This is a genomic window from Brevundimonas sp. S1H14 (assembly GCF_047716865.1).
GTDB lineage: Bacteria > Pseudomonadota > Alphaproteobacteria > Caulobacterales > Caulobacteraceae > Brevundimonas > Brevundimonas naejangsanensis.
In genome coordinates, this window is the sequence record NZ_CP136679.1 from 2,727,897 (window position 1) to 2,745,558 (window position 17,662).

The 17,662-nt window shown below is 65.2% G+C and carries 15 protein-coding genes; 10 read left to right on the forward strand and 5 right to left on the reverse strand.

Features of this window, described 5'->3' with window-relative positions; genetic code table 11:
- Positions 1-91: 91 nt before the first annotated feature.
- Both RSD66_RS13250 and RSD66_RS13255 read right to left on the reverse strand, forming a co-directional pair.
- Entirely contained in the window at positions 92-1,258 is a 1,167-nt protein-coding gene (locus RSD66_RS13250; RefSeq protein ID WP_415288179.1) for an alpha/beta hydrolase family protein, read from the reverse strand.
- The gene (locus tag RSD66_RS13255; protein ID WP_024354852.1) at positions 1,255-1,845 is read right to left on the reverse strand and encodes a VOC family protein; all 591 of its coding nucleotides are present in this window, start codon (positions 1,843-1,845) and stop codon (positions 1,255-1,257) included. The genes RSD66_RS13250 and RSD66_RS13255 overlap by 4 nt, the downstream gene beginning before the upstream one ends.
- A gap of 126 nt (positions 1,846-1,971) precedes the next feature.
- Between RSD66_RS13255 and RSD66_RS13260 the strand changes: the two genes are divergently transcribed.
- From RSD66_RS13260 to RSD66_RS13280, 5 genes are all read left to right on the forward strand, one after another.
- On the forward strand, positions 1,972-3,291 hold the full coding sequence (locus RSD66_RS13260) for an acyl-CoA dehydrogenase family protein (protein ID WP_415288181.1): 1,320 nt from the start codon (positions 1,972-1,974) through the stop codon (positions 3,289-3,291).
- Positions 3,288-3,770: a MaoC family dehydratase gene (locus RSD66_RS13265; RefSeq protein ID WP_415288183.1), complete on the forward strand. Its 483-nt coding sequence runs from the start codon at positions 3,288-3,290 to the stop codon at positions 3,768-3,770. Before RSD66_RS13260 ends, RSD66_RS13265 begins: the two co-directional genes overlap by 4 nt.
- Before the next feature lie 89 nt (positions 3,771-3,859).
- Positions 3,860-4,354, forward strand: coding sequence for a flavin reductase family protein (locus RSD66_RS13270; protein WP_291781599.1), 495 nt, complete (start codon positions 3,860-3,862; stop codon positions 4,352-4,354).
- Positions 4,355-4,408: 54 nt separating this feature from the next.
- Complete coding sequence (locus RSD66_RS13275; RefSeq protein ID WP_415288185.1) at positions 4,409-6,097, forward strand: sulfatase-like hydrolase/transferase; 1,689 nt, start codon at positions 4,409-4,411, stop codon at positions 6,095-6,097.
- A gap of 1,225 nt (positions 6,098-7,322) precedes the next feature.
- On the forward strand, positions 7,323-9,452 hold the full coding sequence (locus RSD66_RS13280) for a TonB-dependent receptor (RefSeq protein WP_415288187.1): 2,130 nt from the start codon (positions 7,323-7,325) through the stop codon (positions 9,450-9,452).
- A gap of 153 nt (positions 9,453-9,605) precedes the next feature.
- On the opposite strand, the gene RSD66_RS13285 is transcribed toward RSD66_RS13280, so the two are convergent.
- Positions 9,606-10,766 carry a class I SAM-dependent methyltransferase gene (locus RSD66_RS13285; protein ID WP_415288188.1) on the reverse strand — a complete coding sequence of 387 codons (1,161 nt, stop codon included), beginning with the start codon at positions 10,764-10,766 and terminating at the stop codon, positions 9,606-9,608.
- 92 nt (positions 10,767-10,858) lie between these two features.
- Between RSD66_RS13285 and RSD66_RS13290 the strand changes: the two genes are divergently transcribed.
- Positions 10,859-11,701, forward strand: coding sequence for a hypothetical protein (locus tag RSD66_RS13290; protein WP_415288190.1), 843 nt, complete (start codon positions 10,859-10,861; stop codon positions 11,699-11,701).
- 35 nt (positions 11,702-11,736) lie between these two features.
- Positions 11,737-12,030 carry a hypothetical protein gene (locus RSD66_RS13295; RefSeq protein WP_024354889.1) on the forward strand — a complete coding sequence of 98 codons (294 nt, stop codon included), beginning with the start codon at positions 11,737-11,739 and terminating at the stop codon, positions 12,028-12,030.
- 102 nt (positions 12,031-12,132) lie between these two features.
- Here the strand turns inward: RSD66_RS13295 and RSD66_RS13300 are convergent, their stop codons facing one another.
- Positions 12,133-13,332, reverse strand: a complete 1,200-nt coding sequence (locus RSD66_RS13300; protein ID WP_119413511.1) for an FAD-dependent oxidoreductase — start codon at positions 13,330-13,332, stop codon at positions 12,133-12,135.
- 230 nt (positions 13,333-13,562) lie between these two features.
- On the opposite strand from RSD66_RS13300, the gene RSD66_RS13305 reads away from it, so the two are divergent.
- Complete coding sequence (locus RSD66_RS13305; RefSeq protein WP_134581210.1) at positions 13,563-15,056, forward strand: aldehyde dehydrogenase; 1,494 nt, start codon at positions 13,563-13,565, stop codon at positions 15,054-15,056.
- A gap of 42 nt (positions 15,057-15,098) precedes the next feature.
- Here the strand turns inward: RSD66_RS13305 and RSD66_RS13310 are convergent, their stop codons facing one another.
- Positions 15,099-15,923 carry a GntR family transcriptional regulator gene (locus RSD66_RS13310; RefSeq protein WP_346524850.1) on the reverse strand — a complete coding sequence of 275 codons (825 nt, stop codon included), beginning with the start codon at positions 15,921-15,923 and terminating at the stop codon, positions 15,099-15,101.
- 127 nt (positions 15,924-16,050) lie between these two features.
- On the opposite strand from RSD66_RS13310, the gene RSD66_RS13315 reads away from it, so the two are divergent.
- Both RSD66_RS13315 and RSD66_RS13320 read left to right on the forward strand, forming a co-directional pair.
- On the forward strand, positions 16,051-16,851 hold the full coding sequence (locus tag RSD66_RS13315) for a GntR family transcriptional regulator (RefSeq protein WP_119413508.1): 801 nt from the start codon (positions 16,051-16,053) through the stop codon (positions 16,849-16,851).
- Between the two features lie 90 nt (positions 16,852-16,941).
- Positions 16,942-17,634, forward strand: a complete 693-nt coding sequence (locus RSD66_RS13320) for an isochorismatase family protein (protein ID WP_415288194.1) — start codon at positions 16,942-16,944, stop codon at positions 17,632-17,634.
- Positions 17,635-17,662 lie beyond the last annotated feature (28 nt).

Sequence of the window (17,662 nt, forward strand, 5' to 3'; positions counted from 1 at the left end):
CGTCCCGCCGGGGAGACACTCCAAACAGAAACGGCCGACCCTGCGAAGGATCGGCCGTTTTTTCAGGCCGGAGCCTCTTCCTCTACGGGCATCAGAACGTCGTCTTTATCCACTCCACGAAGACCGCCGCCCCCTCGGCCGCCTTGTCGGGCTGGCCCGAGTAGTAGTGGTTGGCGCCCTTAATCACCGCGTGGGTCTGCGGCGCGTTGACCGCCGCCGCCATCAGGCGGGCGGCGTGGCTGGGGGTGCAGGCGTCATCGGCGCTGTTCTCGATGACCAGCATGGGCACGCTGATCCGCGCCGCGCATTTCAGGCCGTCGGCGTTGGAGTCGTCATAGGACCACTGCGACAGCCACGACCGCAGGGTCGAGAAGCGCGCCAGGCCGACCGGGCCGTCGTTGACCACGACGGGGTCGCCCAACATGCAGTAGTTGGGACGACGGTCGCTGGGCTCCAGGGTCGCGTCGATGAAGCGCGGGTCAGCCATCGTCCCCTGCACGACGAAGCCGCGCTCGTGATTGTGCAGGCCCTGCGCCTTCAACTCCGCCAGCTGGGCCTTCACCCAGGCGGTGATGCGGCGGTTGCGGGCGATCTGGGCGTCGCGATAGCGGGCTACGTACTCCGGCGAATAGGGCGCCTGGTTCGGGTTGGCCGGGTCGTAGATGTTCAGTTCGGGATCGCGGTCGAACGGACGGCTCTCGTCGGTGATCGAGGGGTCGATCCATTCGGTCAGGGTCAGGTTGCGCGACAGGTGCGCCGCCAGCAGGGCGATGCCGTCCGCCGGGATCAGGTTCGCCTTCGTCAGGTCGATCGGATCGCCCGCCGGGGTCTGTGTCACGGTCGGGTTCTCGGCTTCCGCCTGATAGAAGAGCGACAGGGCGCCGCCGCCGGACCAGCCGCCCAGAATCACCTTCTCATAGCCCAGCCGCTCCTTCGCATCGCGGACGCAGACGCCCAGGTCCAGGGCGCACTTCTCCATGATCAGGGCGTTGTCGATGCCCCGATAGCGGCTGTTGCAATAGATGACGTGGACGCCCTGCTTGGCCAGGGCCGCCGGCAGGGGCAGCCAGGCGCCCCCGCCGATCGGGTGCATCATGATGACGACGGTGTCGGACGGCGTGTCCGGCTTCAGCAGGTGGGCCTCCAGCACCACCGAACCCTCGGCGCCGCCATAGGTGTCCTTGAACGCCGCCTGCTCCTGGAAGACGATCAGATAGGGGGTGCGCTGGTACTTCTTCTTCGTGGAGGCGCCGCTCATCCCTTGAGCTCCGACTGCGGTTTGCCGCGACGGTCCAGGACCTCGGCGCCGAACTTGGCTTCCTTCTCGGCGCGCGTCTGGGCGGTCCAGGCCTTCAGCACCTGCGGCAGGGCTGCGCCCTCTTCGGCCAGGATGCGGTCGTGGTCGGCGGTGCGGGTGGTGATCTCCACCTGGATGCCGTTGGGGTCGTACATGTAGACCGAGCGGACGAAGTGGTGCTCGACCGGGCCGAGGCAGCTGACGCCGTGCGAGCGGATGCGCTGCTGCATCTCCAGCATGTGCGCCTCGTCGCGCGCCTGGATGGCGATATGCATGTCGAAACTGTCCTTGCGCTTGAACCAGGCCGGATCGGCGGTCGAAGGCGCATCGAAGAAGGCGACGAAGTTGGTGTCGCCCATCTCGAAGAAGATATGCATGTAGGGCACGGGATCGTTCGTACCCGGCACCTCGTCCAGCACGATGCCCGCCGAGGCCTTCATGCCCAGCACATCCTCGTAGAACCAGCGCGTCTGTTCGGCGTCGCGGCAGCGGAACGCCGCGTGGTGCAGCGAGCGCAGCCCGCTTTCGGTGGTGATCGGCGTGGTCATGAGACTGAACCTTCCTGTCGTTTCCTGTGTGGGATCGACTCCATACCCGCCGTCGATATTTGTCAAATTGCTTTACGTTATTCACCCTCCGGCCTAGGCTCGCTTCAAACAGAAGGAGGAGCGCGCATGGACTTCGAACTGCCCGCCGAGATCACCGACTATCTGGCGGAATTGGACGCCTTCATCGCAGCCGAGATCGTCCCGCTGCAGGCGCAGGACGACAACGAGCGCTTCTTCGACCACCGCCGTGAATGGGCCCGCACCGACTTCGACAACGGCGGCCTGCCGCGCCACGAGTGGGAGGCCCTGCTGGGCGAGGCCAAGCGCCGCGCCGACAAGGCCGGCCACCTGCGCTTCGCCCTGCCGGCCGAGTTCGGCGGCAAGGACGGGTCGAACCTGGCCATGGCCGTGATCCGCGAGCATTTCGCGGCCAAGGGCCTGGGCCTGCACAACGACCTGCAGAACGAGCATTCGATCGTCGCCAACTATCCGCAGGTGCTGATGTTCCGCGACTTCGGCACGCAGGCGCAGAAGGACGAGTTCATCGCCGGGATGCTGGACGGCGGCCGCTCGGTCTGCTTCGGCCTGACCGAACCCGAGCACGGCTCGGACGCCACCCACATGGACACCATCGCCGAGCCCCAGACCCGCGACGGCCAGCCGGGCTGGCGCATCCACGGCGAGAAGATGTGGACCACGGGCATGCACGTGGCGACCCACGTCATGGTCTTCGCCCGCACCTCGGGCGAGGCGGGCGACGCGCGCGGCATCAGCTGCTTCCTGGTCCCGGCCGAGGCGCCGGGGGTCAAGGTCGAGGAATACCTCTGGACCTTCAACATGCCGACCGACCACCCGCGCGTCAGCTTCACCGACGTCTGGGTCGCCGAGGACGCCCTGTTCGGCCCCTTGGGCGGAGGGTTGGAGCTGGCCCAGCATTTCGTCCACGAGAACCGCATCCGCCAGGCCGCCTCCTCGCTGGGCGCCGCCGATTTCTGCGTGCGCGAGGCGGTGAAATATGCGCGTGAACGCAAGCCCTTCGGCAAGCCGCTGGCGGTCAACCAGGCGATCCAGTTCCCGCTGGTCGAACTGGCCACCCAGGTCGAGATGCTGCGCCTGATGATCCGCAAGACGGCGTGGGAGATGGACCGCATGTCCAAGCCCGAGGTGGCCTCCAAGCTCTCGGACCGCGTCTCCATGTGCAACTACTGGGCGAACCGCCTGGTCTGCCAGGCCGCCGACACGGCCATGCAGGTGCACGGCGGCATGGGCTATTCGCGTCACAAGCCGTTCGAGCACATCTATCGTCACCACCGCCGCTATCGCATCACCGAGGGCGCCGAAGAGATCCAGATGCGCAAGATCGCCGCCTGGATGTTCGGCTTCGCCGGGCCGAACAAGGTCGCCCGCGCGCCGAAGCCGGACGCCTCATCTGGCGCCAAGGCATGAGCAAGCCGCTGATTGTCGCCTACGCCGACCTGCCCGGTCTGGCGGGACGCGACCTCGGCGTGTCCGACTGGCTGAGCCTCGACCAGGCCCGCATCGCCCGTTTCGCCGACGCCACCGACGACCATCAGTGGATCCACGTCGACGTCGAGCGGGCCTCGCGCGAGATGGGCGGCCCCATCGCCCACGGCTTCCTGACCCTGTCGCTGCTGCCGCGCCTGCAGGACGACCTGCTGCGCATCGAGGGCGCGGACAAGGTGCTGAACGTCGGCGTCAACAAGGTGCGCTTCGTCAGCCCCGCCCCCAGCGGCGCCCGCCTGCGTCTGCGTCAGACGGTGGCGGCGGTCGAAGCGCGCGCCGGCGGCTGGCAGATCGTCAGCGACTGCGTGATCGAGGGCGAAGGCCTGGAGAAGCCCCTGTGCGTGGCTCAGAGCGTGATGCTGGCCCTTCCGTCGGCGGGATCGGAAGCGGTTGCGGCCTAGATAGTAAAGTAACTTGACATATTATTCTGCCGTCGCACTATCAACCTCGTCATGTTCGGCAACGGACCAGACGTAGGGAGGACATCGCCATGGACGACGACATGCTGGCTCCGGCGCTGAAGAGCGCCTTGCGTAATCTGGTCCGCTCGGTCGTGGTGGTCACCGCCCAGCACGAGGGCCGCCCCTACGCCATGGCGGCCACGGCCGTCAGCGAGGTCAGCATGGACCCGCCGTCCATGCTGGTCTGCATCAACCGCAACGCCGCCATCTTCCAGGCCATCGACGCCGGGTCGGACCTGGTGCTCAACGTGCTCGGCTCGGACCATGAAGCGGTCTCGCGCGCCTGCGGCGGCGGGGTGCGCGGCGGCGAACGCTTCGCCATCGGCGCCTGGGATGACGGCGAGGACGGCCGCCCGCCGGCGCTTCGCGACGCCTGCGCCGTCATTCACCTGAAACAGGCCCATGTGGTCGACCACGGCAGCCACCGCATCGTCATCGGCGACGTTCTGCGGGTGGACCTGCCGTCGCCTACGCCTCCCCTCGCCTATTTCGCCGGCCGCTATGTACAGGTGGCGGCCGCCTGAACCATCTTCGCCCCAAGGCCGCGCAGACGGCTGGGCTTTATAGTGGAGTGAGACATGCCCAGGATCGACCGTCGTTCCCTTCTGGCCGGTATGGCCGGCGTCAGCGCCGCAGGCGTCGCTCCGCCGGTGCGCGCCCGGCCCCGCGCCCCGCGTGACCCGAACCAGCCGCTGAACGTCCTCTTCATCGTCACCGATCAAGAGTTCGGCCTGCAGTCCTATCCCGACGGCCTGCTGGACTATTTGCCCGGGCACAAGGCGCTGCTGGAACGCAGCCTGCACCTGCCCAACTATCATGTGCACACCACGCCCTGCACGCCGTCGCGCGCCGTCATCTACACCGGACAGCACACCCAGAAGACCAAGGTCTATTCCAACGCCGAACAGGGCGCCGTCCTGACGCCCGAGATCGACACCCTGGGCGACATGATGCGGGCCGCCGGCTACTATTCGACCTACAAGGGCAAGTGGCACCTGTCGAAGCTGCCGACCGCCGCGCCGGGCTTCCAGCGCGAGTTCCCCGACACCACCGACGCCATGGAGCCGTTCGGCTTCTCCGACTACAATTTCTACGGTGAAGAGATCGGCCTGACCTGGGCCGGCTATCGCACCGACCGCGCCGTGACCGGCGACGCCGCCATGCTGATCCAGGACCTGGCCAGGGACCCGAAGAAGCGCGAGGGCAAGCCCTGGTTCATGGCCGTGAACCTGGTCAATCCGCACGACATCATGTTCTACGACGCCACCGGCGAACAGGCCGAGACGCGCGCCGTGTGGAACCTGGCCGGGGTCATGCGCGCCGAGCCAGGCGACGAACTGTATCAGACCGACCTGGGCTTCCCCCTGCCGCGCAGCTTCTATCTGGACGACCTGTCGACCAAGCCCGAGGCGCACAGCGGCATCGCGGCGCTGGACGTCAAGACCTATGGGGCCATGCCGCGCGATGACGAGGCCGCCTGGCTGCGCTTCGTCAACTACTACTGCAACTGCATCCGCGACGTGGATCAGAACATCCTGACCCTGCTGTGGGCGCTCGAGAAGTCGGGCCAGATGGATGACACCATCATCGTCTACACCTCGGACCACGGCGAGCGGGCCGCCGCCCACGGCATGCGCCAGAAGGGCGGCACCATCTACAAGGAAGAGACCAACGTCCCGATGCTCATCGCCCACCCGGACGGCGCGCGCGGCGTGACCAGCCAGGCGGTGATGAGCTCGGTCGACATCGCCCCGACCCTGCTGGGCTTCGCCGGCAAGGACGAGGCCTGGGCCAAGGCCAGCTTCCCCCAACTGGTGGGCCACGACCTGTCAGGCCTGACGCGCACGCCCGACGCCCGCACCCGGCGCGACGAGGAAGGGCATCTGTTCAACTACGGCGTGCTGCTGTCGTGGGAGCGGACAAACAAGAACTATCTGGACCGCCCGGTCTTCGATCTGTCGAAGCGCCGCGTGCACCGCGGCGTGTTCGACGGCCGCTATAAGTTCGCCCGCTATTTCGCGCCCAGCCAGCACCACACGCCGACCACCTGGGAACAGTTGATCGCCTACAACGACCTGGAGCTCTACGACACGCGCACCGACCCAGACGAGATCATCAATCTGGCCACGCAACCCGAGCGCCACAAGGACCTGATCCTGCGCCTGAACGCCATGACCAACGCCCTGATCGCCCGTGAGGTCGGCGAGGATCGCGGCGGCGAATACCCTGGCCCGGTTGAACAGTACAACACGCTGACGTTGAGCTAATGAGTTTGTCAGCCCAAGCATGCCGCTTAGAACAACGACGAATTGGGCCCTTGCGATTTGCACCGACCATGCCCAGCAGCGGCCCAATGTAATAGTTGTATCGCCGCTCCTTTGGCCGGACGAACGTCGGCCGCATCAATTGTCCGAATTCATCGAAAACCTTCCTCCTAAGAGGCGCGCGCTCAAGGTCGGGCTTGCGAGACTTCCACGTTGTGCTTCTCTGGAGAAGCAGCGCCCGGACGGTGTCAAATATCTGTCTATCCACAATGGCCTCATGTCGGCCTTGGTAGGTCACGCTTTTGTGGCAGATCAACCCGAGATAGATCGGGTTCTTGTCAGGCCATCGCATCCTCCTGAAAAGACGAAAGCGACGACTAAAATCACATAAGCCCCATAATATTGGGCCCACCGCCAACACCACAATAATTTCTTTATTTTCAATTAGTTATTGTCTTATCTGATCATTCCCTCGCCAGGTTGGCCAAGCTTCTTCCCCTTGCGCCCCACCGATCATGGCGACAGCATCTGCACCGACGGAACCGTTTCGAGCGGGTTCTTGAGCCGTGTTGAATCGGCACTTCCAGAAGTGTCGCGCAGCGACGACTCGCCCGTCCTCCAAACATCCCGATCGCAGCGCGATATAGAGGAGCCGCTCGAAAGTCAGACGCCCCGATAGCGACGACCAGTGCGCTTGAAATCAGGGGGTTCCAGACCTGACGCGCCCGTGGAACCGGAGATGGTCGCAGCATTCCAAAGGAAATCTCCCGAGGCTTGCTCGATCGGCTGGGGTCGACCAGGCGGTCCGGCACGCGTCGAACAGCTCCCCGGCAGAATCCGGTGTGAACGGCGTCTGTGCTTGCTGTCCGTCTTTCGGCCTTAACCCTTTCCGCTGCCTTCCTGTCGCCAGGAGCAGGGACGGGCCTGTTGAGGATGGGAGAATTGCCTCCCCTTTCATTGAAAAGCCCTGCCACATGAATGGATAAAGCGCCGCTTTATCAGCTAAGCCCACAGGCCTTCAACGCTATGGACGCCTTCGTTTAAATACATCACGCACGCCCACTAAAGGCGCACCCCCGCTCCACACGCCAAGTTTCAGGTGCGAATTCGGAGTGATTGACACAGCGCTCGAGTTATGGCGACATCGCTCGTATTCATAAAGATACATGTTCAGCGATAAGAACATGAAAGGGGAGTGACAGTGAGACATCGTACCCATGCCTTGGCCATGACCGCGATCGCGGCCGGCTTTTCCGTCCTGGCGGGCGCCGCCGCCGCTCAGGACGCCGTCCAGGTCGATGAGATCATCGTCACGGCCCGTAAGACAAGCGAGCGCCTGCAAGAGGTGCCGCTGTCGATCACAGCGCTGAACGCCGAGGACATGCAGCGTCGCGGCATCCGCGAAGTCACGGACCTTTCCTCGATCGCCCCGGGCCTCAACATCGAGAAGGACCAGGGCCGCCGCTTCGAGCGCCCGGTCATTCGCGGCCAGGCCAACGTCTTCGGCGCGCCCAACGCCGCCTCCTTCATCGACGGCGTCTATATCCCGGACAGCCTGTTCGCCACCGAAATGGCCTTCGTCGACCAGGTCGAGGTGATCAAGGGACCCCAGTCGGCCCTGTACGGCCGCCAGACCTTCTCGGGCGCGATCAGCTATACGACACGCAAGCCGTCGCAGAACGTCGAGGCGCTGATCCGCGCCACCGCGGCCGAGCATGACGAATACAACTTCCTGATGGGCCTCAGCGGGCCGCTGGTGAAGGACGTGCTGTCGGCCCAGGCGTCCGTCAACTACTACACCTATGGCGGCGAGTACCGGAACAACGCGCCCGGCACGCCCAGCGACGGCAAGACCATCGGTCAGGAAAAGACTGTCGGCGGCACCCTGGCGCTGATGTACACGCCGACGTCGGAACTCAGCTTCATCCTGCGCGGCTCATACGCTCACAACAACGACGGCCACGAGCCGATGGCGATCCAACGCTCGACCGCCAACAACTGCTATCTGGACACCCGCACCCAATATTATTGCGGCGCCATCAACGTCACGCCTGACATGATTGGCCTGAATCTGGATGAAATCGGCGGCGGCGGCGTTGAACGCAAGACAGGCCGTCTGAGCCTGACCGCCGAATACGATCACGGCGGCTACACCCTGACCTCGATCAGCGCCTATAACGACTCCGAAGAGCACCGAAAGGCCGACCTTGATTACCTGCCCCAGCGCCTGCTGGGCGGTTCGCTGCATGTCGACGACCGGGTGAACATCAAGGGCTTCAGCCAGGAATTCCGCATCGCTTCGCCGCGCGGCGAACGCCTGCACTGGATGGCCGGGGCCTATTATTTCAACAGCGACCGCTGGGACGGGCGTTATCGCTATGTCTCACGCGCCCTGCAGGACAACGGCACGATCGAGACGGAAAACCTGGCCGCCTTCGGCCTGGTCGGCTTCGACTTCACCGACAAGCTGTCGGGCACGGCCGAAGTGCGCGTCGCCGAAGAAAAGCTGCACCTGACCGGCGGGGATTCCAACTTCGATTACGAAGCGACCTATCGCTCGACCAACCCGCGTTTCACCATGTCGTACAAGGCCACTGACGACCTGATGTTCTATGGGCTGGTGGCGCGCGGCAACAAGCCGGGCGGCTTCAACACCGACGTGCGCCTGAGCCCCGCCGATCGCTCCTACGGCGAAGAGACAGCCTGGAACTATGAACTGGGCTTCAAGAGCGACCTGTTCGACCGCCGCGTCCGCCTGAACGTCGCCGGCTACTATATCGACTGGTCGAACCAGCAGATGACCCAGGTGGCCAACCTGTCCTCGACCGAAACCGTCTCGTTCATCCGCAACGTCGGCGAGGTCGAGGTCAAGGGCGTCGAGGTCGAGGCCCAGGCCAAGATCACCTCCGACTGGTCCGTGCGCGGCACCTTCGCCTATGCGGATTCCGAATACACCAACGCGACCGACCCGGACTTCGCCACCCTGACCGGCGGCGACGGCGACGTCAGCGGCAAGGCGATCCCCAACGCGCCCAAGATCCAGTACTCCCTGGGCAGCAACTACGCCTGGTACGTCGGCGAGAACCGCTTCTTCGTCGACGGCACCTATTCCTTCCGCTCCAAGAAGTATGATCAGGTCGCCAACCTGGCCTGGGTGGACGGCCGCGATACCGCCAACGTGCAACTGGGATGGGAACGCGGCCCGCACCGGGTGATCCTGTTCGGTCGCAACATCTTCGACAACATCGATCCTGTCGGCATCGTCCGCTACTCGGACTTCACCACCAACCGTCGCGGCTTTGTGGGCTCCCTGCCGCGCGGTCGTCAGATCGGCCTGACCTACGAAGCCAACTTCTGACCTGCCTCCCGGAAGCTGGTTGGCCCGCAGTTCACGCTGCGGGCCCTTTTTTCTTTGAGGCCCCGGCCTCGGCCAGCCTCTGCTCCAGAAGGCAAAAAGGCCCCGGACGGCGATGCGTCCGGGGCCTTTTCCATCATTTGATCGCCGGGTCGATCAGCCGGTGAGAACCGTGCCGCGACGCCCCTCAGCGTCGGGCTTCTCGCCCAGCACGATATACCAGGCGCGCGGGCCGTCCCGCATCCGCACCGTCGTCTCCAGAACTTCGTCAGCCGCGAAACCCGCTTCAAGCATGACGTCCGGCGCCTGTGTCGCCAGGAACTCGTCCCAGAAGGGTTCATCGTTGTTCTTGGTCTGCCAGGCGAAGATGAACTTCTCGAAGGCGCTGAAATCGGCGCCCTTCATCGGCACGTCCTGGTGCACGACCACGCCGCCGGGGCGCAGGACGCGGCGCGCCTCGCTGAAAATGCGGCCGAGCGAAGCGCGCGAGACCTCGTGCATCATGTTGTGCGACACGACCAGATCAAAGCTTTCGTCCTCGAACGGCATGGCGCCCGCATCCATCTGACGGAAGTGCGCCTTCAGCCCCATCGCCTCGGCCCGGATATGGGCGTAGCGCAGCAGGCCCGGCGCCACGTCGACGCCATAGACCTCGGCCTCGGGAAAGGCGGCCGCATAGCCGACCGTGGCGCCGCCCGAGGAACAGGCCAGATCCAGAATGCGACGCGGCTTGAAGCCGGGATAGCGCTCAGCCAGGAATTCGATGACGGCCGCAGACTTGGAGTCGCGCGTGCCGATGCCGACGCCCAGAGAGTAGGCGTTTCCGCCGCTCTCATAGAAGGCCCCGGCCGTGAAGTCGTCGGCCGAACCCTCGCCCAGCATATAGCCGCCGGGCTGGCCGTGGATGTGGCCGGCATAGGCGTCGGCCGGGGCCGCAAAGTCGGGGCTGGTTTCGCAGCTGCCGCCCGCCGGCGCCTGAGCCAGACCGGCGGCGACCTCCTTCATGCGCGGCAGTTCGCGATGAATGGTCTCGCCCACCGAGTTCCACATGACGTCCTGAGCGCTGCGGCTGAAGGCGCTCCATATCTGATAGAAGGGATCACGGACCATGGCCGCCGTGATGTCCTCGACGGTTTCGGGCGTCTTGCCCGACGCGGCTTCGAAGGCCGGCCCCGCGCGGGCGTCCAGGGCGACCTTGTTGGCGTCCTCATAGCGGCGGAGCCGGTTCTTCAACTGCACGATGTACTGGGTGCGCGCCGCCTCATCGTGAAGCGGCCGGGCCAGAAGTTCATGGGTGGCCGTACGGTCGATGATCATGCGCTCTGCTCCATGTTCGACTGGCGTTCAGTCTTTCATGATGTATTATCTCAAATACCTCTTATGCGGAAGTGTCTTCGTCGGATCGGACCATGCCTTCAATCTCGCCGCCCCCTCTTCGCCCTGCATCCGGTGTGGAGCGCGACCGGCCCGATCTGGGCGCGCGCGGCGTGGTCGCCCTGCTGACCCCGGCCGAAAATCCGACCGCCGAGCCTGAGCTGTCGCTGCTGATGCCGCCGGACGTGAACCTGCTGACCGCGCGCATGTATGCGCCCGCTTCCGAGATGAGCGCCAGACTCAAGGCCTATGAGACGCGGCTTGAGGAGTGGCTGGCCCCTTTCGGCGACGCGCCGCTGGACGCCGTTGCGTTCGCCTGCACCGGCTCGACCTATCTGCTGGGCCCTTCGCGGCGTCGGCCGGAAGCGCTGAAGCGCCGCCACGGGCCCTGCCCCGTCGTCTGCGCCGCCGATGCGCTGAAGGATGGCCTGCAATCGCTGAGGGCGCAGCGCATCACCCTGGTCAGCCCTTACCCTTCAGCCTTGACCGAGGCCGCTCAGGACCACTGGCGCGGGGCGGGATATGATGTGGCCGCTGTCATCCAATCGCCCCTCGCGCATGGCGCGGCCCACCCGATTTACGGCCAGACGGCCGCCACCCTGCTGACAGGGCTGCGCCAGGGCCTGAAGGCGGGCGTCGCCGACGCCGTGATCGTCATGGGAACGGGCGCGCCAAGCCTGGCCGCCCTGGCCGTCGCCAGCGAGGAAACGGATATTCCGATCCTGTCCTCCAACCTGGCCACAGCCTGGTCCGTCGCGCATCAACTGGGACTGGAAGAGCGGCCGCTGATCACGGAATGGCTGGCGCCCGACGCCCCCTGGCGCGAACGGTTATGGAGCCGTTTCCCCGCCGTTCGCGCCCGTCTGAAGAGCACCTGACGCCCTATTCTGATTTCGTTTCGAGGAGTTTCCTGATGTCTACGCCCAAGCCGCCCCGCCCGACCTTCTTCGAGGATACCGCCAACGACCGGCTGACCGCCATCATCACCGCCCTGGTGACTGAGGTGGCCGGGTTGAGCGACCGGGTGGCGACGTTGGAAAATCTGCTGGCCGCCCAGGGCGTGCTGTCGCCGGACGCGGTCGATCATCATGTCCTGACCGAGCAGGAACAGGCCGCGCGCCGCGCGCGCCACGCGGCGCTGACCGACCGCGTGTTCTACGTACTTCAGGAAGAGGTCGACGCCCTCAAGGGACAGTTGGGCGCCTGATGCGAAAACGGGCCGGGACGCCCTGCGCCCGGCCCGTCGCCCCTCGCCCCGCTCCGCTTTCGCCGATGCTCCCTCAAGCAGCGACGTGCGGAGGAGCTCGCCTCAGGCCAGCGTCGCCGCCTTGCGCAGGCCGTCGATCATGGATGACCGCATCACATAGTCCTTGTGCCGCACAGGATCGGCCAGCATGGCCTGCATCTCGGCCATCATGACCTTGCGGCGTTCCGGGTCGCGCTCCTGCATCCGCCCACGGTTGCGATCCGCCTGAGCCAGGATCTCCTGCTCGGCGATAGGGCGGCGCTGGCGGGTGTAGAGATCCAGCAGCCTCTCGTCGGCGCCTTCCAGCACGGCCTTCAGCTTCTCGGTCAGGTTGAAGGCGTCATGGACGCCGCCGTTCATGCCCATCCCGCCGGACGGGCTGTTGATGTGGGCGGCGTCGCCCGCCAGCACGACCCGTCCGCTGCGGTAATCAGGCGCGATCCGCATGTGCACGCGATAGGGTCGAATCTCCAGCACCTTGTATGGTTCGTCCCTTGCGACGATGGCCTGAAGCTTGCGCTCGATGCTGGCGGGATCCAGCGCGTCCTCGATGGACTCTTCGCCGCGCGGATAGAGGCTGCAGCGCCAGAAATCCTTCAGCTTGAGCAGGGAGAAGGTGCCGCCGTCCGTCCAGCAGTAGTTGACGTTCGACAGCCCCTCCAGATGGTCTTCAAAGGGGAAGTCCGTGATCGCGAGGATGGTCGTCTCAGGATAGGTCTTGCCGTCAAGCTCCCACCCCAGCAGGGTCCGCACCGCGCTACGGGCGCCGTCCGCCCCGATCAGATAGCGACAGCGCAGAGTCTGCGCCTGACCGCCCTGCTCATAAGTGACGTTGACGCCGTCTCCGTCCTGATCCACGGCGCACACCGTTGCGCCCATGCGGATTTCGACATGACGCGCATCCGACAGGTGGTCGGCCAGGATACGGCACAGACGAAATTGCTCGCACTGCAGTCGGAAGGGATGCTGGGTCTCGCCCTCAAGATAGGACAGGTCGAATACGGCGCGTTCGCCGGTTTCATGATGACGGATCTGCCACTGTTCGCACTTCAGCCCCTGAGCGATCAGCGGCTCGGCCAGTCCGTACTGCGCCAGCATGTCCAGCGTCGGGGGATGAAAAGTCGACGCCCGCAGGTCTTCAGGCAACTCCGTTTCGGCCTCAAGCACAATGGCTGAAATCCCGAAAGCTTCCAGCCTCAAGGCCGCGCTCAACCCGACCGGGCCGGCGCCGACGATGACCACTTGGGCGTCCCATTGCTGCATATTGGCGACCTCATGCCTACTTGTATCTGACTTAATACATTTGTTCGGCATTCCGGCAAGGGAAGAGTCGCAGACTTCCCTGCAGCCTCGCGCATTTAAGGAAACTTCGACGCCTCAAAGGGCCAATGAAGCAGCTTTTGCCTCACCGCGCCCTCTCGCCTTGCGATCCGCATCGATCACGTATTAGCTTAAACACAACACAAGTCGCCACAGTATCAGGATGACCGCTCATGTCCCTCCCCGCCTCCCCGTTCGACTGGGCTCCCAAAACGGTCACCAGCCTGATTGACGGCGCCTATGTCGCAGAGCGCGGCGGCCATCGCCTGCCCGCCTATTATCCGGGCAACGGCGAAGTCATCTCCGAACTGCAGGAAGCCGACGCCGAGGAAGTCGATCGTGCGGTCCGGTCAGCCCGCCGGGCCTTCAACGATCCCGCATGGCGCGAAATGTCGGTAGAGGCCCGACAGGCCATCCTTTATCGGATCGCGGACGCGATCGACGCCCACGCCGTGGAACTGGCGACGCTGGAAACGCTGAACGCCGGCATCGTCCTGCGCGACGTTCTCAGCCGCCAGGTCGTGCGCGCAGGCTATAATTTCCGCTTCTTCGCCGAGGCGATCAGCCAGCAGCCCGGCCAGGTCTGGCAGCAGATCAAGGATCACCTCACCTTCGTCACCCGCCATCCCGTCGGCGTGGCCGCCCTGATCGCGCCGTGGAATTCGCCCCTAGCGCTGGCGTCGATGAAGGTCGCCTCGGCCATCGCCTTCGGCAACACCTGCGTGCTGAAGCCGTCCGAGCAAACTCCGCTGTCGCTGGCCCGCATGGTCGAGATCATCAACACCATCACCCCGCCGGGCGTGGTCAACCTGGTGAACGGGCGCGGGACGGTGACGGGTGCCGCCCTGGTGGATCATCCTGAAGTCGATCTGATCTCCTTCACCGGCGGGACCGAGACGGGCCGCCACATCATGCAGGCGGCCGGGCGACGGCTGAAACCGGCGGCGATGGAGCTGGGCGGCAAGTCGGCCAACATCATCTTCGCCGACGCCGATCAGGAGCGAGCCCTGGACGGCGCCCTGATCTCCATCTTCTCGAACAACGGGCAACAGTGCCTGGCCGGGTCGCGCATCCTGGTCCAGGATTCCATCTTCGACGAGTTCGTCGATCGCTTCGTCGAGCGGGCGCGAAAGATCCGCGTCGGCGACCCGCTGGACGACGCCACCGAGATCGGCCCCATCGCCTCGGCCCGCCACCGTCAGCACATCCTGTCCTATGTCGACATCGCCAAAAGTCAGGGCGCGACCCTGTTGACCGGGGGCAAGGCGCTGGACCGACCGGGCTATTTCATCGAGCCGACCGCCGTCCTGGCGCCCAGCAACAGCGACCGCGTCTGTCAGGAGGAAATCTTCGGCCCCTTCGCCGCCTTCGTGAAGTTCAGCGACATGGAGGACGCCGTCCGCATGGCCAATGAAAGCCAGTTCGGTCTGGTCGGCTATTGCTGGACGCAGAACGTGGACAAGGCCCTGCGGGTCAGTCAAGCCGTTCGCACGGGTCTTATGTGGGTCAACACCCCGATGGTGCGTGAACTGCGCGCGCCGTTCGGCGGGGTGAAGGATTCGGGTCTGGGCCGCGACGGCGCCGCCGCCTCCATGGCCTTCTTCACCGAAGAGAAGACGACGACCATTCCTCTGGCCGACGTGCCGCTGCGCAAGTTCGGCGTCTGATCCCGACTGGGGCGCGGCGGGCCTGTCCCGCCGCGCTTCGCCTCAACCGATGTGACGCCACTGCGGACGGGCCGAGCTGTTATCGCGCGTCAGCAGCATGTGGTACTCATACTGATCGGGATTATAGAGGCCGACCTGGTGCTCGAACGGGCGGCCGTCGCCGTCGAACACCGTCCGGCGCAGGCGCAGCAGCGGAGCCCCGATGGCCACATTCAGCTTATTGGCCGCCGCGTCGTCGGCTGGAATGGCGCTGATAGTCTGTTCAGCGCGCTGAGCGCGTATCCCGCCGCTTTCCAGGATACGCATGATCGGCCGGTCGTCGATGACGCTCCGAGGCGCCAGGGAGGCGACGGAACGAGGCAGCCACACCGTCGTCACCGACAAGGGCTTGTCCTTGAAGAAACGCAGGCGCTCGATCCGCAGCGCTCGCTCGTCGGCGGGAAGGCCCAACGCCTGAAGCACGGCGGCCGGCGTCGCCGCCTCGGGTTCGTAGGCCAACAGCCGCGCCGTCGTCTCAAGCCCCAGGGTGATGAGGTTCTCGACCAGGCCCGACACCCGGCTTTCCTCTCGTTGCGCCTCATCGGCGCGCGGGGCGACGAAAGTGCCGACGCCATGCTTGCGTCGAATCCAGCCTTCGCGTTCCAGCAGATCCAGCGCGCGCCGCACCGTCACGCGCGACACGTCATAGGCCGCCGCCAGCTGCATTTCGGACGGCAGCGGCTGCGCCGGCGCAAAGGCGCTGTCCTTGATCTGCTGACGCAGAATGGTGGTCAGCTGGTGATAGATCGGCAGGCTGCTGGAACCGCCGTCCGCCTTGAGGCTGCGCCGACCGATATCGGTCCCTGCCTCAGCGCCCTGTCTGGCCAAGCTCATCCTCCACACGCTGGCGTCAGGGCCTGCGTCGTCAATTAGCGAACTTGTGCTTATTATCAGACCTTAGCGGCTTGACCACTCCGGCTTGTCTCCGTCGCCGCCGCAAGCCACACAAGGCGGTATGACATCATCTCCGCCGACAGACGACGCCCTGGACCTCCATCCCGAGCTTCTGGACGACCGGCTGCCGATCCCCCTGTATCATCAGGTTCGGCTGCTGCTCGCCGAGCGGATCCGGCGCGGCGTGTTTCCGCCCGGCTCCCTGTTGCCTGGCGAGCATCAGATTGCAGAACTGCTGGGCGCGTCGCGAATAACGATCAAGCGCGCCATGAATGAACTGGCCGATGCGGGCCTGGTCACGCGCCATCGGGGGCGCGGCACGGTGGTGGCGCCGCAGGTCGAACTGCCTGTGGTGACAGGGTCCTTCTCCACCCTGATGGATTCGCTCAAGACCATGGGGCACGAAACCCAGGTCGAGTTGCTGGAAAGCCGGTCTGTCGCAGCCGATAGCGACGTCGCGCACGCGCTGGCGGTCATCCCCGGCGCCCCTGTGCGGCGCATCACCCGCCTGCGTCGGTTGGGCGAGACGCCGTTTTCCTATCTTGTGTCGTGGTTGCCGGAGTTCGTCGCCAGCGGATGTGACGACGCCGCCTTCGCTGAACAGTCCATGCTGGACCTGCTGGAGCGAGCCGGGGCGACGCCGCATGAGGCTGAACTGTGGATATCGTCAGTCGGAGCAGACACCGCTGCGGCCTCGGCGCTCCAGGTGGCGATCGGGTCGCCCCTGCTCCGGATCGAGCGGATCATGCGCCGGGCCGACGGCGAACCCGTTCAGTATATTCACGCCCATTATCACGCCGACCGCTTCCGCTATCATCTGCTCAGCCGCCGCGAAGAAGGAAACTGGCAGGACGGCGCCTGATTTCCGCTGCGCCGTCTCAGGATCGGCTGGCGCCCGCCGCAGGACGGTCTATAGTTGGCCTATCTTTATACCATTAAGGACGGACCGACCGTGAACGACCTTGTCTTCGAACCGACCATGATCTGCGAGAACAAGACGGCGCGCGAGTTGTTCGAGGCGGTCAAGGCCAACCCCGCCCGCGCCCGTTTCGGCTTTGGCGAGAAACTGGCCGTGGTGAACGTCGATTTCCAGCAATCCTACACCCGCCCCGATCTGTTTCCGAAGACGGCCTATGTGACCCACCCTGACCAGATCGGCTTCACCAATCGCATCTCGGCCGCCGCGCGCGCCAAGGGGATGCCGGTGATCTGGAGCCATGTCGCCTACAAGGCCGACGCGGGCGACGCCGGGGTCTGGGGCACGCGCACCGATACGCCTGACAGCCTGCAGAACATCAAATACGGGTCCGAACGCCACGCCCTCGATCCGCGCTGCCGGATCGATGAGGCTGTGGACCTGATCTACACCAAGCGGATGCCCTCGGCCTTCTTCGAGACGCCGCTGAACTCCTACCTGCGCTGGCACAAGGTGGATACGGTGCTGGTGACGGGCGGCTCGACCTCGGGCTGCGTGCGCGCCACCGCGGTGGACAGCCTGTCCTATGGTTTCCGCACCATCGTCGCCGAGGAGTGCGTGGCGGACAAGCACGAGAGCTACCACTACGCCAATCTGACCGACCTTCAGCTGAAGTACGCCGACGTGGTGTCGGCGCAGGAAGTGCTGGACTGGCTGGCCGCGCGCTGAGCTGACGGCAGCCTGAAAAATCGAAGGG